This is a genomic window from Streptomyces sp. NPDC091649, from assembly GCF_044756785.1.
Taxonomy (GTDB): Bacteria; Actinomycetota; Actinomycetes; order Streptomycetales; family Streptomycetaceae; genus Streptomyces.
The window spans coordinates 146,610-162,929 of the sequence record NZ_JBIVTR010000004.1; the positions used below are offsets into that span (position 1 = coordinate 146,610).

Below are 16,320 nucleotides of genomic sequence, written 5' to 3' on the forward strand. Positions count from 1 at the left end.
TCATCCGGCCCTCACATTCGGAAGACGCCGAAGCCGCCGCGGGCGCCCTCGAACGGTGCGGTGTGGATCGCGGACAGGCACATGCCGAGGATGGTGCGGGTGTCGCGGGGGTCGATGACCCCGTCGTCGTACAGCCGCCCGGACAGGAACACGGGGAGCGACTCGGCCTCGATCTGCTGTTCCACCATGGCCCGCAGTCCCGCGTCCGCCTCGTCGTCGTACGGCTGCCCCTTCGCGGCGGCGGAGGCGCGGGCGACGATGGAGAGGACCCCGGCGAGCTGCTGCGGGCCCATGACGGCGGATTTGCTGCCCGGCCAGGCGAAGAGGAAGCGCGGGTCGTAGGCGCGTCCGCACATGCCGTAGTGGCCGGCCCCGTACGAGGCCCCCATCAGGACCGACAGGTGCGGGACCTTCGAGTTGGCGACCGCGTTGATCATCATCGCGCCGTGCTTGATGATGCCGCCCTGTTCGTACTCCTTGCCGACCATGTAACCGGTGGTGTTGTGGAGGAAGAGGAGCGGGATGTCGCGCTGGTTCGCCAACTGGATGAACTGGGCGGCCTTCTGCGACTCCTCGCTGAACAGCACGCCCTGGGCGTTGGCGAGGATGCCGACCGGATAGCCGTGCAGCCGCGCCCAGCCGGTGACCAGGCTCGCCCCGTACAGCGGTTTGAAGGCGTCGAAGTCCGAGCCGTCGACCAGGCGGGCGATGACCTCGCGCGGGTCGAAGGGCGCCTTCAGGTCGCCCGGCACGATGCCGAGCAGCTCGTCCTCGTCGTATTTCGGCGGCTCCGCGGGGCCCGGATCGGCATGTGCTTTGCGCCAGTTGAGCCGGGCGACGATCCGCCGGGCCTGGCGGATCGCGTCCTGCTCATCGACGGCGAAGTGGTCGGCGAGCCCGGAGGTACGGGCGTGCATCTCGGCCCCGCCGAGGGACTCGTCGTCGCTCTCCTCGCCGGTGGCCATCTTCACCAGGGGCGGTCCGCCGAGGAAGACCTTGGACCGTTCCTTGATCATCACGGTGTGGTCGGACATCCCGGGGACGTACGCTCCGCCGGCGGTCGAGTTGCCGAACACGACGGCCACGGTGGGGATTCCGGCGGCGGAGAGCCGGGTGATGTCGCGGAACAGTGCGCCGCCCGGGATGAAGATCTCCTTCTGGGACGGCAGGTCGGCGCCGCCCGACTCGACCAGGCTGACGCAGGGGAGCCGGTTGGCGAAGGCGATCTCGTTGGCGCGCAGGGCCTTCTTCAGGGTCCAGGGGTTCGAGGCGCCCCCGCGCACGGTCGGGTCGTTGGCGGTGATCAGGCACTCGACGCCCTCCACCACCCCGATCCCGGTGACGAGCGAGGCCCCGACGGCGTAATCGCTGCCCCAGGCGGCCAGCGGCGACAGCTCCAGGAACGGGGTGTCGGGGTCGACGAGCAGTTCGATCCGCTCGCGGGCGGGGAGCTTGCCGCGCCCCCGGTGCCGGGCGAGGTACTTCTCGCCGCCGCCCGCCAGCGCCTTGGCGTGCTCGGCGTCCAGCTCCGCGAGCTTCGCCAGCATGGTGGTGCGGTGGGCCGTGTACTCGGGGCCTTGGGTGTCGAGCCCGGTGGGCAGGACGGTCATGCGGTCACCTCCGGGAGGGGGACGCCTTCCAGCAGCGGTACGGGGACGGGAAGCGACCGGGAGCGCAGCCACTCCCCCAGCGCCTTGGCCTGCGGGTCGAACCGGGCCTGGGCGGCGACACCCTCGCCCAGCAGCCCGTGGACGGTGAAGTTGAGGGCGCGGAGGTTGGGCAGGACGTGGCGTACGACGGTCAGCGGGGCGGTCTCCGGCAGGAGTTCCCTCAGCCGTGCGACGGTCAGTTCGTGCGCGAGCCACCGCCAGGCGTCGTCGTCGCGCACCCAGACGCCCACGTTGGCGTCGCCGCCCTTGTCGCCGCTGCGGGCGCCGGCGATCAGGCCGAGGGGGGCACGGCGGGTGGGCGTGGCGGGGTACGGCTCGGGAAGCGGTGGATCGTCCACGTCCGTCGGCTCCTGGGTCCGGGAGGGCGGGGCGAGGACCGCTCTCCGGCCGTCCGGCAGTACGGCGGTGTGCTCGACGTCCCCCGCCGGTACGGGGCGTGCCTCGAACACCCCGTAGGGCGCGCCCTTTCCGGGCGGGGCGGTGACATGGAAGCCGGGGTAGCTGCCGAGGGCCAGCTCCACGGCCGCCCCGGAGACCGCCCGGCCGACGGTGCCGGCGTCCTGGTCGCGGACGACGAGCCGCAGCAGGGCACTGGCCCGCTCCTCGGTGTCCGCGTCGGGGTGCTCGGTGCGGGCCGTCTCCCAGCGCACCTCGGCGGGCGGGCGGCCGCCGCCCCGTTCCAGGGCGTCGGCGAACTGGTCCTTCACCAGGTCCGCCTTGGCCTCGATGTCCAGGCCGGTGAGGACGAAGACGACCTCGTTGCGCCAGCCGCCGAGCCGGGTGAGTCCGGCCTTGAGGGTGGGCGGCGGGGCCTCGCCGCGTACGCCGTCGACGCGGACCCGGTCGGGCCCGTCCTGGGTGAGCCGTACGGTGTCGAGGCGGGCGGTGACGTCGGGGCCCGTGTACCGGGCTCCGCCGGTCTCGTACAGGAGTTGGGCGGTGACGGTGCCGACGTCGACGACCCCGCCCGTGCCAGCGTGCTTGGTGATGACCGAGGTGCCGTCGGCATGGATCTCGGCGAGGGGGAAGCCGGGGCGGCGCAGGAGGCGGGCGTCGTGCTCGCCGAAGAACGCGTAGTTCCCGCCGGTCGCCTGGGTACCGCACTCCAGGACGTGCCCGGCGACGACGGCCCCCGCGAGCGCGTCCAGGTCGTCCGGGCCCCAGCCGAAGTGGGCGGCGGCGGGCCCGGTGACCAGGGCCGCGTCGGTGACCCGGCCGGTGACGACGACATCGGCCCCGGCCCGCAGGCAGGCGGCGATCCCGGAGCCGCCGAGGTAGGCGTTGGCGGTGAGGAACCCGTCCGGGACGGGCAGGCCGTCACCCTCGACATGCGCGACGGCGACCGGGATTCCGGCCTTGTCCGCCAACTGCCGCACGGCGTCCGCGAGTCCGGCCGGGTTGAGCCCGCCGGCGTTGGTGACGATCTTCACCCCGCGCTCATGGGCGAGCCCGAGCCCCTCCTCCAGCTGGCGCAGGAAGGTGGAGGCGTAGCCCTTCGCCGGGTCCTTGAGGCGGCTCCGGCCGAGGATGAGCATGGTCAGCTCGGCGAGGTAGTCGCCGGTGACGACGTCGAGGGGGCCGCCGGTGAGCATCTCGCGGAGCGCGTCGAAGCGGTCGCCGTAGAAGCCGGAGGCGTTGCCGACGCGCAGCGGCGCGGGTCCGGGGGCGGCGTTCACCGGTCACCGTCCCGCTCCGCGCGGGGCAGGCGGCCCGGTCCGGGGGGCCCGGCGAACGCCTGGGCGATGCCGAGCCACTGGTCGGCCGCCCGGCCCTCGGCGGTGACCGCGAGGTCGGACCGGTGGGCGCGCTGGGTGACCAGGAGGCAGAAGTCCAGGAGCGGGCCGGTGACGCGCTGGGGGGCGCCCTGCGGCCCGTACGCGATCACCTCGCCCTCGGGGGTGTGGAGCTCGACGCGGAACTCCTCCTCGGGAGCGGTGATCCCGCGCACCGCGTAGGCGTAGTCCCGGGACCGTACGCCGATCCGCGCCACGTGCCGGAGCCGGGTGGTGGGAGCCCGGGTCACGCCCAGGGCGTCGGCGACGTCCTGGCCGTGCGCCCAGGTCTCCATGAGCCGGGCCGTCGCCATGGACGCGACGCTCATCGGGGGCCCGTACCAGGGGATGCGGGTACCGGCCGGGGCGTTCCGCAGGACCTCGTGGAGCCGCCGCCGCGCCTCCCGCCACCGGGCGAGCAGGGCGTCCGGGGCGTGCGCGGCGACCATGGCGTCGGCCGCCTCGTCGACGAAGGACTCCGGGGCGGCCAGGGCCCTGGTCACCTCGTCGCCGAACCGGTCCGGCTCGGTGGCCGCCAGCAGCGCGACCTCGTCGGTCCAGTGGAGGTGGGCGATCTGGTGGGCGACGGTCCACCGCTCGGCGGGCGTCGGGCCGCGCCAGCCCGGTCCGTCCAACGCACTTACCAGGGCGTCGAGTTCGTCGCTCTCATCGCGCAGATCGTCGATCACGGCTGCGGCAGCGGACACGTGCGCTCCCCTCGGGACCGGGTGTGGTGCCCAGGAGCATGGCAGCGCACCAGGAAACAATCAAGCATGCCTGCATGATTTTCCTGCCGGTCGCCCGCCCAACCCGTCACCCGCCCGCGCCACCCGTCGGCACCTCGGCCGCCCGTGCGACAAGTGAGGCGCACGCGCTGAGCCCGTCCGGCGCGCGACCCCCTACCGGGTAGTACCGCGCGCCCCGGCCGTGTCGGAGGAGCTGACGGATGTCCGCTTCCCACTCCGGGCCCGCGAGTGACAGGGTCCTGGACTTCCCGGGCAGTCCCCAGACCTGCGGCACCACCCTGCCCTACGTAGGGCAGGGTGGTAAATTCGAGGGCATGATAAAGACGACCGTGTACCTTCCGGAAGAACTGGAAGCGCGACTGGATGCCGAGTCCTCCGCGACCGGCGTCAGCAAGGCCGAGCTCATCCGGCGGAGCATCGCCTTGCTGCTGGACAGCGCGGAGCGGCCGAAGCGCACCCGGGAACTGCCCGTCTTCGACAGCGGACGCTCCCGCACCCCTGACGAGATGGACGACTCGGTGTACGAGCACATCAAAGAACGGACCGCACGTCGTTGATCATCGTCGCCGACCCCTCAGCCCTCTACGCCGCTTTCGACGCCGCACAGGCAGAGCACTCGAAGGCGGCCAGGATCCTGGAGAACGAGAGGCTCGCCATCTCCCCCCTGGTCGTCACCGAGCTGGACCACCTGGTCCACCGCGACCTGGGATTCCCTGCGGCCATGCAGGTGATGGAGGCGCTGAACAGCCGTATGGATGACGGGCAGTACCGCCTCGCCGAACTAAGACTCGCGGATCTGCGTACCGCCCAGGAAGTCCGGCAGAAGTACGAAGGGCTGCGGCTCGACCTGGCCGACGCGGTCGGCGTGGTCCTCGCCGACCGGTACCGGACCGACCGCATCTTCACCTTGGACCAGCGCGACTTCCGGGCCATGTCACCACTGACTCCCGGACTGAACGCCTTCCGGATCCTGCCCGCCGACGACTGAGGGCCCGGCCCGGGCGCGCGGCTCACGTCCCGAGTGGGCTCACCCCTCGCGGCGTCCGCCCGCCCGGCTGCGCACCGCGCCGACACTGGCCCCGATGACCAGGGCGATGGCGAGGGCGTCCGTCGTGGAGAGGGCCTGGTCCAGAATCAGGAAGCCCGCGCCGGCGGCGATGGCCGGCTCCAGGCTCATCATCACGGCGAACGTGGACGCGGGCAGCCGGCGCAGGGCCATCAGCTCCAGGGTGTACGGGAGGACGGAGCTGAGCACCGCCACCGCCGCGCCGAGCGCCAGGGTGGAGGGGACCGCGAGCTTCGCCCCGGACTCCATGACGCCCAGCGGCAGCGAGAGGACCGCGGCGACCACCATCGCCAGCGCCAGCCCGTCCGCCTGCGGGAAGCGGCGGCCGGTGCGGGCGCTGAACACGATGTACGCCGCCCACATCGCCCCGGCCCCCAGGGCGTACGCCGCACCGACCGGGTCGAGGCGGTCGAAGCCGCCGCCGCCCAGCAGGACGACGCCGATGAGGGCGAGGCCCGCCCACACGAGGTTGATCAGGCGGCGGGAGACGAACACCGAGAGGGCCAGCGGGCCGAGCACCTCCAGGGTGACGGCGATGCCGAGCGGAATCCGGTCCAGCGCCTGGTAGAAGAGCGTGTTCATGCCGCCCATCGCGATGCCGAAGGCGAGCACCGTGCCCCAGTCGGCACGCGAGTGACCGCGCAGTTTCGGACGGCAGATCACCAGCAGGATCAGCGCGGCGGCGGCCAGGCGCAGGGTGACGACGCCCAGCGCGCCCGCCTTGGGCATCAGGAGCGCCGCGACGGCCGAGCCGAACTGGACGGACAGGCCGCCGGCGACCACCAGCACGATCGGCGTCAGGGCCGCCCGCCGGCCGGCCCCGGCCGGTGCGGCGGGGGCGCCCGCGCCGGCGCCCCCCTGGCCTCCCACGTCCACACCGGCGCTTTCGAGTGCCGGTACCGCTTCGGGCACGGCGACGGCTGCGGCGGCCGGTTCGGCGGCGCTGCGGTGGTCGTTCACGGGGGACCTTCCGGGAGAGCGGGGCGGGGCGGGGAGGCGCGGGGCGGGGAGGGGGTGAGCGGGATGGAGGGGAGCGGGATGGAGGAAGCCGGGAGTGGGCCGGGCCCGGATTCCCTTCCGGGGCCAGACCCACCGGGCCGGTACACTCCAATGGACTGGACAGTACGGGAAGACGCACTGCCCCGCCACCGGTTTCCCTTCACCGTAAGGACGTCCGCGCGTTCCGTGAAATGCCGGACACGCTCCCGTTATGCTTCCCACGCATGAACGAGGGACCCCCCACCGGCCGCCCCGTGGAACTCCGGCATCTGCGGGCCTTCCTCGCGGTCGCCGAGGAGCTCAACATCACGCGCGCCGCCGCCCGCCTCCGGCTGACCCAGCCCGCCGTGTCCCGCACCCTCGCGGCGCTGGAGCGGCACCTGGGCGTCCGGCTCGTCGACCGCTCCACCCACCACCTCGCCCTGACCCCCGACGGCGTCGCCTTCCGCGACAAGGCCGCCGCCGCGGTCGCCGCCTTCGACGAGGCCCTCGCCCCCGGGCGGCTGCGCACCTGGCCACTGCGGCTCGGGCACGCCTGGTCCGCGTTCGGGCCGTACACCACGCCGCTGCTGCGGAGCTGGCAGGAGCGGCACCCGGGGACGCCGCTGGAACTGCTCCGGATCGACGACCGCACGGCCGGCCTGACCCGGGGCGAGGTCGACGCGGCGCTGCTGCGGGGACCCGTGGACGCGCCGGGGCTGGTCGCCGAGGTGCTGTTCACCGAGGCGCGGGTGGCGGCGGTGACCGCGGACGGGCCGCTCGCGGGGCGGGCCTCGCTGGCTCTCGCCGATCTCGCGGACGGCCCCGTCGTCCTCAACACCGTCTCCGGCACCACCACCCTCGGCCTGTGGCCGCCGCACGCCCGTCCGGCCGCCACCCTCACCGTCAAGAACACCGACGACTGGCTCACCGCCATCGCCGCCGGCCGCGGCAGCGGGGTGTCCACCGCCTCGACCGCGGACCTGCACCCGCACGCGGGGGTCGCCTACGTCCCGCTCGACGACGCACCGGACGTCCCGGTCCTCCTCGCGCGCCGCGACGCCCCCGGCCATCCCGCCCTTCCCCGGCTGGCCGCCCTGGCCCGCGAGATCGTCGCGCGGGACGGGTGAGTCGCGCGGACGAGTCGTCGGGCGGGGCACGGGCCGTGCTCGGGCGGCGAACGAGGTCCGGGCGGCATGCGGGGGCCGGGCGTACGGGAGTTCGGCCGGACGCACCGGACCGGTACCGACCTCGTGACCGGCACCGCAGACGCCTTCGGGCCTCCCGCCCGGCCCTTCCCTACCCGCTGATCCCCCCGGCTCAGGCGCCGGGGCCCGGCCCCTCCCCGACGGCGTCCCCGATGGCCTCCGCAAGGACCTCCGCGAGGTGCCGGGCCCGCCGTCCGGCCAGCTGGTCGAGCTGCGTGCGGCAGGAGAAGCCGTCCGCGAGGAGTTCCGTCCCGGGCGCCGCGTCCCGTACGGCGGGGAGCAGTTGCTCCTCCGCGCAGGCGACGGACACCTCCCAGTGCCCCTTCTCGAAGCCGAAGTTCCCGGCGAGCCCGCAGCAGCCGCCGCTGAGTTCACCGGTCAGCCCCATGCGTTCGAGCAGCCTGCGCTCCGCCGCGTCGCCGAGGACCGCGTGCTGGTGGCAGTGCGTCTGGCCGGCGACCGGGCGGTCCAGGCGGGGCGGGGCCCAGTCGGGGGCGTACTCCTCCAGATACTGGGCGAACGTCCGCACGGACGAGGCCAGTTCGGCGGCGCGCGGGTCGTCGGGGAGGAGTTCGGGCAGGTCGGTGCGGAGCGTGGCGGCGCAGCTCGGTTCGAGGACGACGAGCGGGTGGCCGGGTGGGAGGCAGAGGCGGTCCAGGGTGCGGCGCATCACCCGGCGTGCCGCGTCGAGCTGGCCCGTCGACACGTACGTCAGGCCGCAGCACACTCCGCGCGGGGGCGGCAGCACCGTACGCCCCGTCGCCTCCTCCAGGACCCGGACGGCCGCCCGGCCCACCTGCGGCGACAGGTGCTCGGTGAAGGTGTCCGCCCAGAGCGCCACCGCCCGGTCCGGGGAGAGGTTCCGCGTCTCCTTCCCCCGGCGGCGGAGCAGCCACCGGCTGTACGTCTCCGTCGCCAGTACCGGGAGCGCCCGCTCGGGCGCGATCCCCGCCAGCCGTTTGGCGAGCGCGGCGAGGGGCCGCTGCCGGGCCAGCGCGTTGAGCGGCCGGGCGAGGGGGGCGGCCAGGCGCAGCCGGCGCGGGAGCCGGCCCATCGCGTAGTGGGCGGCGGGGCGGAGGCGGCCCCGGTAGTGGTGGTACAGGAACTCCGCCTTGTACGTGGCCATGTCGACGCCCACCGGGCAGTCGCCGCGACAGCCCTTGCAGGAGAGGCAGAGGTCGAGGGCGTCCCGGACCTCCTCGCTGCGCCAGCCGTCCGTGATGACCTCGCCCGCCAGCATCTCGTGCAGCAGCCGGGCCCGCCCACGGGTCGAGTGGGCCTCTTCGCCGGTCACCCGGAAGGAGGGGCACATGACGCCCGCGCCGGCCGTCTCCGTCGTCCGGCACTTGGCGACGCCGACGCAGCGGCGCACCGCGCCGGCGAAGTCCCCGCCGTCCTGGGGGTAGCCGAACTCCACGTCCACCGGGTTCTTCGGGAGGACGGCGAAGCGGAGGTTCGCGTCGAGGGGGGCGGGGCGGGCGAGGATGCCGGGGTTGAGGCCGCAGTCCGGGTCCCACAGGTCCTTGTAGCGGCCGAAGAGGGCGACGAGTTCGTCCCCGTACATCCGGGGCAGCAGCTCCGCGCGCGCCTGGCCGTCGCCGTGCTCGCCGCTGAGGGAGCCGCCGTGCGCGACGACGAGATCGGCCGTCTCCTCGGAGAACCGGCGGAAGCGGGCCACCCCCTCCGCGCTGATCAGGTCGAAGTCGATACGGACGTGGACGCAGCCGTCGCCGAAGTGGCCGTACGGGGCGCCGCGCAAGCCGTGTTCGGCGAGGAGGGCCCGGAAGTCGCGGAGGTACGCGCCGAGCCGGGCGGGCGGCACCGCGCAGTCCTCCCAGCCGGGCCACGCCTCACTGCCGTCGGGCATCCGGGTGGCGGTCCCGGCGGCGTCCTCGCGGATGCGCCACAGGGCCCGCTGCCCGGCCGGGTCCGTGACGACGGCCCCGTCCACCGCGCCGGCTGCCCGCAGGACGCGTTCGGCGTGCTCCTTCGCTTCGGCCGGGGTGCCGCCGCCGGTCTCGACGAACAGCCAGGCGGCCCCGCGCGGCAGTCCGGCCGCCGCGGTGACGAGGTCGGCGGCCATGCCCTCGACGGTGAGCGGGCGGTACGGCAGGAGGCCCGGGGCGGCGTCGGCGGCGTCGGACTCGTCGGCGTACCCGAGGACGGCCAGGGCGCGGGCGCGCGGCGCCTCGACCAGGCGCACGGTGGCCTCCGTGACGACGCCGAGGGTGCCCTCGCTGCCGCAGAACGCCCGGACGGGGTCGGGGCCGCCGGGGTGTTCGGGCAGCAGGGCGTCGAGCGCGTACCCGGAGATGCGGCGCGGGAGGCCGGGGTAGCCGGTGCGCAGGAGGGCGAGGTGGGAGGCGATCAGTTCGCGCACGCCCTCGGGTCCCCTCCCGTCCTCCCACCGTGCCCCCTGTGCCAGGCGCAGCGCCTGGCCCCCGTACCGGAGCACCGACAGCTCCCGCACGTTGTCCGCCGTCGTGCCCCAGGCCACCGAGTGCGCGCCGCAGGAGTTGTTGCCGATCATCCCGCCGAGGGTGCAGCGGCTGTGGGTGGAGGGGTCGGGGCCGAAGGTCAGGCCGTGGGGCGCGGCGGCGTTCCGCAGGTCGTCCAGGATCACGCCGGGCTGGACGACGGCGGTGCGGGCGGCCGGGTCCAGGTCGAGGATCGCGCGCAGATGGCGGGTGAGGTCGAGGACGAGACCGGTGCCGGTGGCCTGCCCCGCGATGGAGGTGCCGCCGCCGCGCGCCACCACCGGGACCCCGTGCTCCCGGCAGACGGCGAGGGCGGCGGCGATGTCGTCGGCGTCGCGCGGGGCGAGCACGCCGAGCGGGACGCGGCGGTAGTTGGAGGCGTCCATCGTCGTCAGCGCCCGGGCGCCCGCCCCGAAGTCGCTCGCGCCGCGCACGGCGGAGCGCAGCGCGGCGACGAAGTCAGGGGGTGGTGCGGCGGGGCGCCCGGCCGGCTGTGCGGGAAGCGGTCCGCCGCCCGGCCCGCCGGGGGTTCCGGTACGCGGCCCTCTGGGCGATCGATGGTGTTCGGCCATGCTCTCAGCATGCCTGCGCTACAGGTGAACTCTTGGGATGCGGGCGGATCAAAGCACGTAAGCCGTACAAAAAAGCCCACAAGATCTTCCCAAACAGACCGTCAAGTCTCCTATAGTGACCAAGACTTGCGCAGGAACTGTCAGCTCCAGTTGCGCTGGATCGCCCATACCCGTGACGAACTGTCCTGAATTCACCCAGTCGGATTCGCCCGGTTCGCACACATCTCCACACATCCCCACATAGTCCGCCCACCCCCGCACCTCCCCATACCGTCCCGCACCGTCCGCCACCGAGGACTCCGATTGCGCCCCTCACACCGGCCCACCGCACTCGCCCTGCTGATCACGGCAGCCGCAACCGGCACGCTGACCCTGTGGGGCGTCGCCGCGGCCCCCGACGCGGCACGGACACCGCTGGCCTGGGGCGCGGGAGCAGCCGCCGTGCTGCTGAGCGTCTGCGTGGCCGTCACCGTCCACACCCTGGGGACCGCCAGGTCGCTGCGCGCCGCGCGGGCCGCCGACGCCCAGCGCTTCACCGCCGAGACCTCCCGCCTGGTCTCGGCCTCCGCGGCCGAGGCCCAGCGCTTCACCGCCGAGACCGCCCGGATCAAGGGCGCCGCCTCCGCCGAGACCGCCCGGGTCGTCGCCGACTCCCGCGCCGAGCAGGAGCGGATCGCCGCGCACGCCGCAGCCGAGCAGGCCCGCCTCACCGTCACCGTCGACCGGCTGACCGCCCGCGCCACCCGTGCCGAGGCCGAGCGCTCCGCCGCCGTCGCCGCCTGCGCCAACGCGGCGGGGCGGATGCAGGCGCTGGCCACCAGCATGCTGGCCGACCTCCGCGAGATGGAGCACCGGCACTCCGACGAGTCCGTGCTCGGGGACCTGCTCCACCTGGACCACCGCACCGCCCAGGCGGGCCGCCTCGCCGACTCCATCGCCGTGCTCACCGGGGCCCGCTCCGGCCGGCGCTGGGCGAAGCCGATCGTCATGGAGTCGATCCTGCGCGGCGCGATGGGCCGGATCGGCAGCTACCAGCGGGTCCGCCTGCACTCCACCAGCGACGTCGCCATCGCCGGTCACGCGGCCGAGGGCGTCATGCACGCGCTCGCCGAGCTCCTCGACAACGCTGCCAACTTCTCGCCGCCCACCGCCGAGGTCCACGTGTACGTGGAGGAGGTCCCGGCGGGCATCGTCATCACCGTCGAGGACAGCGGGCTCGTCATGAGCGAGGTGCAGCTGCGCCGCGCCGAGAAGGCGGTCTCCGCCGAGAACCAGGACCTCACCAACCTCTCCGGCACCCGCCTCGGACTCGCCGTCGTCGGCCGGCTGGCCCGCAAGCACGGCCTGACCGTGTCCTTCCGGCCGTCCGCCCGCGGCGGCACCGGCGCGCTGATGATGCTCCCCCAGGACCTCATCTCGCGGGCGCCCGCTCCGGCGCCGACGGTCCCGGCGGCCACCGCCCCGGCCGCCCTCACGGCGCCCGCCGAGCCGGAGCCCTCGCACGCCTCGGCCGCCGGAACGGACACCGCCGACGCCGCCCCCGCGGCCCGGTCCCTGTCCGAGGACGACGCCTCCGCGCCCCTGACCCCGGCGGCGGAGCCGGAGCCCTCGGGCTCCTCGGCGGATTCGGAGTCCGAGTCCACCGGCGCCGTACCCGCGTTCGGCGAGAGCGGCCTGCCCAAGCGCCGCCGCGGCCGCACGCTGGCCGCCGCCGAGTCCCGTACCGGCAACGCCGCCCCCGGCGGAGCCGAAACCCCCCGGGCCCGTACCACCGACCCGAAGGTCCAGGCAGCGCGCTTCAGTACCTTCAGCAAGGCGGTACGAGCCAACTCCCCGCACCCGGAAGGCAACACCCGATGACCGCGACCACCGACGAGAAGCTCAACTGGCTGCTGGAGGGGCTGCTCGACCGGACCCCCGGTACCCGCCACGCCCTCGTCCTGTCCCGCGACGGACTGAAGCTGTGCCGCACCCCCGAGCTGTCCGTCGACCAGGCCGACCAGCTGGCCGCGATATCCGCCGGTATCCAGAGCCTCTCGCACGGCGCGTCCATCGAGTTCGGTGACGGCACCGGCGGCGTACGGTCCGCGATGGCCGAGTTCTACGGCGGCGTGCTGTTCATCGTCGAGGCGGGGGCCGGGGCGCACCTGGCCGTCGTCGCCGACGAGGAATCCGACGTGGGCCTCGTCGGCCACAACATGAGCGAGCTCGTCGAGCAGCTCGGCGAACACCTCGTCGCGCCGCCGCGCGAACCCGCCGAGGCCCCGGCCGTATGACGACGGCGCCCCGCCCCCGACCGGGCCGCGACGACGATCCGGACCGGCTGTACACCCTCACCGGGGGCCGCAGCCGCTCCGACTCCGCCGCCTTCGACCTGGTGACGCTCGTCGTCGCCGAGTGCGACCCGGCCCCCGGGATGCAGTCCGAACACGTCGCGATCCTGCGGATGTGCCAGGGCCCCACCGCCGTCGTCGAAATCGCCGCGAGCCTGAACCTGCCGGTCAGCATCGTCCGCATCATGCTGTGCGACCTGCTCGACACCAGCCGGATCAGCGCCCGCCACCCCCGTACAGCCCGTGTCGCGGACCGGCTCCCCGACCCCGACATCCTGGAACAGGTGCTCGTTGGACTCCGCAACCTCTGACCGCGCCGCCCTGAGCGCGACGGCCGACAACGGACTCAAGATCGTTGTCGTCGGCGGCTTCGGGGTCGGCAAGACCACCATGGTCCGATCCGTGAGCGAGATCCGTCCGCTCAACACGGAGGAGACCATGACCCGCGCGGGCGAGGCCGTCGACCACCTCGACGGCATCCAGGCCAAGACGTCCACCACGGTGGCGTTCGACTTCGGCCGCATCACCCTGGACGCACGCTCGGTGCTCTACCTCTTCGGCGCGCCCGGACAGGAGCGGTTCTGGTTCCTGTGGGACCGGCTGTTCTCCGGCACGCTCGGCGCGGTCGTCCTCGTCGACACCCGGCGGCTCGCCGACTCCTGGTACGCCATCGACCGCCTGGAGCACCACGGCACGCCGTTCATCGTGGCGTGCAACGACTTCGGCGGCCCGCTCCACAGCGAACAGCAGATCCGGGAGGCCCTGGACCTCTCGGAGGACGTCCCGCTGGTCGAGTGCGACGCCCGCGACCGCTCGTCCAGCAAGTACGTGCTCATCACGCTCGTCGAGCACCTCGCCGCGCTCTCCGCCGCCCGCCTCCGCGCCCCCGAGGCGGCCCTGGCGGCGGCCGGCCCGACCCCGGAGCCCGCCCCGTGACCCCTGTCTCCGGCTGCCCCGTCACCCACGGCTCCGTCCCCCTGTCGGGGCCCCGCTTCCAGATCGACCCGGTCCAGCTCTACCGGGACATGCGGCGCGACCACGGGGCACTCGCCCCGGTCGTGCTGGAGGGCGACGTACCCGCCTGGCTCGTCCTCGGCTACCGCGAACTGCACCAGGTCACCGGCGACCCCGTCCTCTTCAGCCGCGACTCCGAACTGTGGAACCAGTGGGACCGCATCCCGGACGACTGGCCGCTGCTGCCGATGATCGGGCGCAGGCAGCCCTCGATCCTCTACACGGTCGGCGAGCGCCACAGCGTCCGCGCCATGATGATCAGCAACGCGCTGGAGGGCGTCGACCCGTTCTCCCTGAAGCGGTACGCGGAGGAGTTCGCGGACGGGCTGATCGACCGGTTCAGCACCAGGGGCTCGGTCGACATCATCGCCGACTACGCCAAACTGCTGCCCGCCCTCGTCCTCGCCAGGATCTACGGCTTCTCCGACGAGCACGCCCACCCGCTGGCCGACTCCCTCAACGACATGATCGACGGCCGGGAGCGGGCACTCGCCGGCCAGCAGCACCTGGGCTCCTCGATGTTCCAGCTGATCGCCGACAAGCACGCCGAGCCCGGTGACGACGTCGCCAGCCGGATGATCGCCGACCCCGGCGGCTTCACCGACGAGGAGATCGTCCAGGACCTCATGGTCATGATGGCGGCCGGTCACCAGCCGACCGCCGACTGGATGGGCAACTCACTGCGCCTGATGCTGACGGACGACCGGTTCGCCGCCTCCCTCTCGGGCGGCCGGCACAGCGTCGCCGAGGCGATGAACGAGGTCCTCTGGGAGGACACCCCCACCCAGAACGTGGCCGGCCGCTGGGCCGCCCGCGACACCCACCTCGGCGGCCGGCACGTCCGCGCCGGCGACCTGCTGCTCCTGGGCATCGCCGCCGCCAACGGCGATCCGCAGGTGCGCACCCACGCGTCGGCGCTGACCGGCGGCAACAACGCCTTCCTCTCCTTCGGCCACGGCGAGCACCGCTGCCCGTTCCCGGCCCAGGAGACCGCCGAGGTCATCGCCCGTACCGGCATCGAGGTCCTGCTCGACCGGCTGCCGGACGTGGACCTCGCCATCCCCGCCGAACAGCTCACCCGCCGCCCGTCACCATGGCTGCGCGGACTGACCGAGCTGCCGGTGATCTTCACGCCCACGCCCGCCGTCGGAAGACCCGGAAGCTTCGGAGGCCCCGCATGACCCGCATCGCGCTCGACCCGTTCGTCACCGACCTCGACGGCGAGAGCGCCGCGCTGCGGGCGGCCGGCCCGCTGGCCGAGGTGGAGCTGCCGGGCGGAGTGCACGTCTACGCGGTCACCCGCCACGCGGAGGCCCGCGCGCTGCTCACCGACAGCCGCGTCGTCAAGGACATCAACGTCTGGGGCGCCTGGCAGCGCGGCGAGATACCGATGGACTGGCCGCTGATCGGCCTGGCCAACCCGGGCCGCTCGATGCTGACGGTCGACGGGGCGGACCACCGCCGACTCCGTACGCTGGTGGCGCAGGCCCTCACCGTGAAGCGGGTCGAGCGGCTGCGCGCCGGCATCGAGGCGCTCACGAACGCGAGCCTGGAGAGGCTGGCCGCCCTCCCGGCCGGGCAGCCGGTGGACCTGAAGGCCGAGTTCGCCTACCCCCTCCCCATGAACGTGATCAGCGAGCTGATGGGCGTGGACGCGGCGGACCACCCCCGGCTGAAGGAGCTGTTCGAGAAGTTCTTCTCGACGCAGACGCCGCCGGAGGAGGTCCCGCAGATGATGGCGGACCTCGGGGCCCTCTTCACGAAGATCGTCGACTCCAAGCGGGCGAACCCGGGCGACGACCTGACCAGCGCCCTGATCGCGGCCTCCGAGAACGGCGACCACCTCAGCGACGAGGAGATCGTCAACACGCTGCAACTGATCATCGCCGCCGGGCACGAGACCACGATCAGCCTGATCGTCAACGCCGTGGAGGCGCTCCAGACCCACCCCGAGCAGCGCAAGAAGGTGCTGAGCGGGGAGATCGGGTGGGACGGCGTGATCGAGGAGACGCTGCGCTGGAACACCCCCACCTCGCACGTCCTGATCCGCTTCGCGACGGAGGACATCGAGGTCGGCGACAAGGTGCTGCCGAAGGGCGAGGCCCTGATCGTCTCGTTCGGCGCGCTGGGCCGGGACGAGGAGCAGCACGGCCCGACGGCCGGCGAGTTCGATGCCACCCGTACTCCGAACCGCCACATCGCCTTCGGTCACGGCCCGCACGTCTGCCCGGGTGCGGCGCTGTCCCGCCTGGAGGCGGGCATCGCGCTCCCCGCGCTGTACGAGCGGTTCCCGGAACTGGAGCTGGCGGTACCGGCCTCCGAGCTGCGGAACAAGCCGATCGTGACGCAGAACGACCTGTACGAGCTGCCGGTGGAGCTGGGCTGCCCGTTCGGCCACGACGCGTAGGTTCCTCCCCTCCGGCCCGGTGCGCGGGCCGGAGGGCCCCTCCCTCCGGACGCCGTACACCGGCCGGGCGGGCGTCT

Annotated in this window: 14 protein-coding genes; 9 read left to right on the top strand and 5 right to left on the bottom strand. The window is 73.8% G+C overall.

Annotated features, from left to right (window positions below):
- Positions 1 to 11 precede the first annotated feature (11 nt).
- The 3 genes from ACIQMU_RS10375 to ACIQMU_RS10385 are packed head-to-tail and all read right to left on the bottom strand — an operon-like array spanning position 12 to position 4,149.
- Positions 12 to 1,610, bottom strand: coding sequence for a carboxyl transferase domain-containing protein (locus ACIQMU_RS10375; protein WP_352243904.1), 1,599 nt, complete (start codon positions 1,608 to 1,610; stop codon positions 12 to 14).
- A complete protein-coding gene (locus tag ACIQMU_RS10380) occupies positions 1,607 to 3,346 on the bottom strand; it encodes an acyclic terpene utilization AtuA family protein (RefSeq protein ID WP_402688643.1) in 1,740 nt (579 codons plus the stop codon). Before ACIQMU_RS10380 ends, ACIQMU_RS10375 begins: the two co-directional genes overlap by 4 nt.
- Positions 3,343 to 4,149 (bottom strand): TIGR03084 family metal-binding protein, encoded by an 807-nt coding sequence (locus ACIQMU_RS10385; protein ID WP_402688644.1) that lies wholly within the window; start codon positions 4,147 to 4,149, stop codon positions 3,343 to 3,345. Before ACIQMU_RS10385 ends, ACIQMU_RS10380 begins: the two co-directional genes overlap by 4 nt.
- A 353-nt stretch (positions 4,150 to 4,502) precedes the next feature.
- Between ACIQMU_RS10385 and ACIQMU_RS10390 the strand changes: the two genes are divergently transcribed.
- Positions 4,503 to 4,745: a CopG family transcriptional regulator gene (locus tag ACIQMU_RS10390; RefSeq protein WP_352243900.1), complete on the top strand. Its 243-nt coding sequence runs from the start codon at positions 4,503 to 4,505 to the stop codon at positions 4,743 to 4,745.
- Positions 4,742 to 5,176, top strand: coding sequence for a type II toxin-antitoxin system VapC family toxin (locus ACIQMU_RS10395; protein ID WP_402688645.1), 435 nt, complete (start codon positions 4,742 to 4,744; stop codon positions 5,174 to 5,176). The genes ACIQMU_RS10390 and ACIQMU_RS10395 overlap by 4 nt, the downstream gene beginning before the upstream one ends.
- Before the next feature lie 39 nt (positions 5,177 to 5,215).
- Here the strand turns inward: ACIQMU_RS10395 and ACIQMU_RS10400 are convergent, their stop codons facing one another.
- Positions 5,216 to 6,214 (bottom strand): EamA family transporter, encoded by a 999-nt coding sequence (locus tag ACIQMU_RS10400; RefSeq protein ID WP_352243897.1) that lies wholly within the window; start codon positions 6,212 to 6,214, stop codon positions 5,216 to 5,218.
- A gap of 263 nt (positions 6,215 to 6,477) precedes the next feature.
- Between ACIQMU_RS10400 and ACIQMU_RS10405 the strand changes: the two genes are divergently transcribed.
- The gene (locus tag ACIQMU_RS10405; RefSeq protein WP_402688646.1) at positions 6,478 to 7,362 is read left to right on the top strand and encodes a LysR family transcriptional regulator; all 885 of its coding nucleotides are present in this window, start codon (positions 6,478 to 6,480) and stop codon (positions 7,360 to 7,362) included.
- A 190-nt stretch (positions 7,363 to 7,552) separates the two neighbouring features.
- On the opposite strand, the gene ACIQMU_RS10410 is transcribed toward ACIQMU_RS10405, so the two are convergent.
- Complete coding sequence (locus ACIQMU_RS10410; RefSeq protein WP_352243915.1) at positions 7,553 to 10,303, bottom strand: FAD-binding and (Fe-S)-binding domain-containing protein; 2,751 nt, start codon at positions 10,301 to 10,303, stop codon at positions 7,553 to 7,555.
- Between the two features lie 489 nt (positions 10,304 to 10,792).
- On the opposite strand from ACIQMU_RS10410, the gene ACIQMU_RS10415 reads away from it, so the two are divergent.
- The 6 genes from ACIQMU_RS10415 to ACIQMU_RS10440 are packed head-to-tail and all read left to right on the top strand — an operon-like array spanning position 10,793 to position 16,243.
- Positions 10,793 to 12,349, top strand: a complete 1,557-nt coding sequence (locus ACIQMU_RS10415) for a sensor histidine kinase (RefSeq protein ID WP_402688647.1) — start codon at positions 10,793 to 10,795, stop codon at positions 12,347 to 12,349.
- The gene (locus ACIQMU_RS10420) at positions 12,346 to 12,765 is read left to right on the top strand and encodes a roadblock/LC7 domain-containing protein (RefSeq protein ID WP_352243893.1); all 420 of its coding nucleotides are present in this window, start codon (positions 12,346 to 12,348) and stop codon (positions 12,763 to 12,765) included. The genes ACIQMU_RS10415 and ACIQMU_RS10420 overlap by 4 nt, the downstream gene beginning before the upstream one ends.
- Positions 12,762 to 13,133: a DUF742 domain-containing protein gene (locus ACIQMU_RS10425; RefSeq protein ID WP_352243892.1), complete on the top strand. Its 372-nt coding sequence runs from the start codon at positions 12,762 to 12,764 to the stop codon at positions 13,131 to 13,133. The genes ACIQMU_RS10420 and ACIQMU_RS10425 overlap by 4 nt, the downstream gene beginning before the upstream one ends.
- Positions 13,114 to 13,758 (top strand): ATP/GTP-binding protein, encoded by a 645-nt coding sequence (locus tag ACIQMU_RS10430; protein WP_352243891.1) that lies wholly within the window; start codon positions 13,114 to 13,116, stop codon positions 13,756 to 13,758. The genes ACIQMU_RS10425 and ACIQMU_RS10430 overlap by 20 nt, the downstream gene beginning before the upstream one ends.
- Positions 13,755 to 15,017 (top strand): cytochrome P450, encoded by a 1,263-nt coding sequence (locus ACIQMU_RS10435; RefSeq protein ID WP_352243890.1) that lies wholly within the window; start codon positions 13,755 to 13,757, stop codon positions 15,015 to 15,017. The genes ACIQMU_RS10430 and ACIQMU_RS10435 overlap by 4 nt, the downstream gene beginning before the upstream one ends.
- Positions 15,014 to 16,243, top strand: a complete 1,230-nt coding sequence (locus tag ACIQMU_RS10440) for a cytochrome P450 (RefSeq protein WP_352243889.1) — start codon at positions 15,014 to 15,016, stop codon at positions 16,241 to 16,243. The genes ACIQMU_RS10435 and ACIQMU_RS10440 overlap by 4 nt, the downstream gene beginning before the upstream one ends.
- Positions 16,244 to 16,320 lie beyond the last annotated feature (77 nt).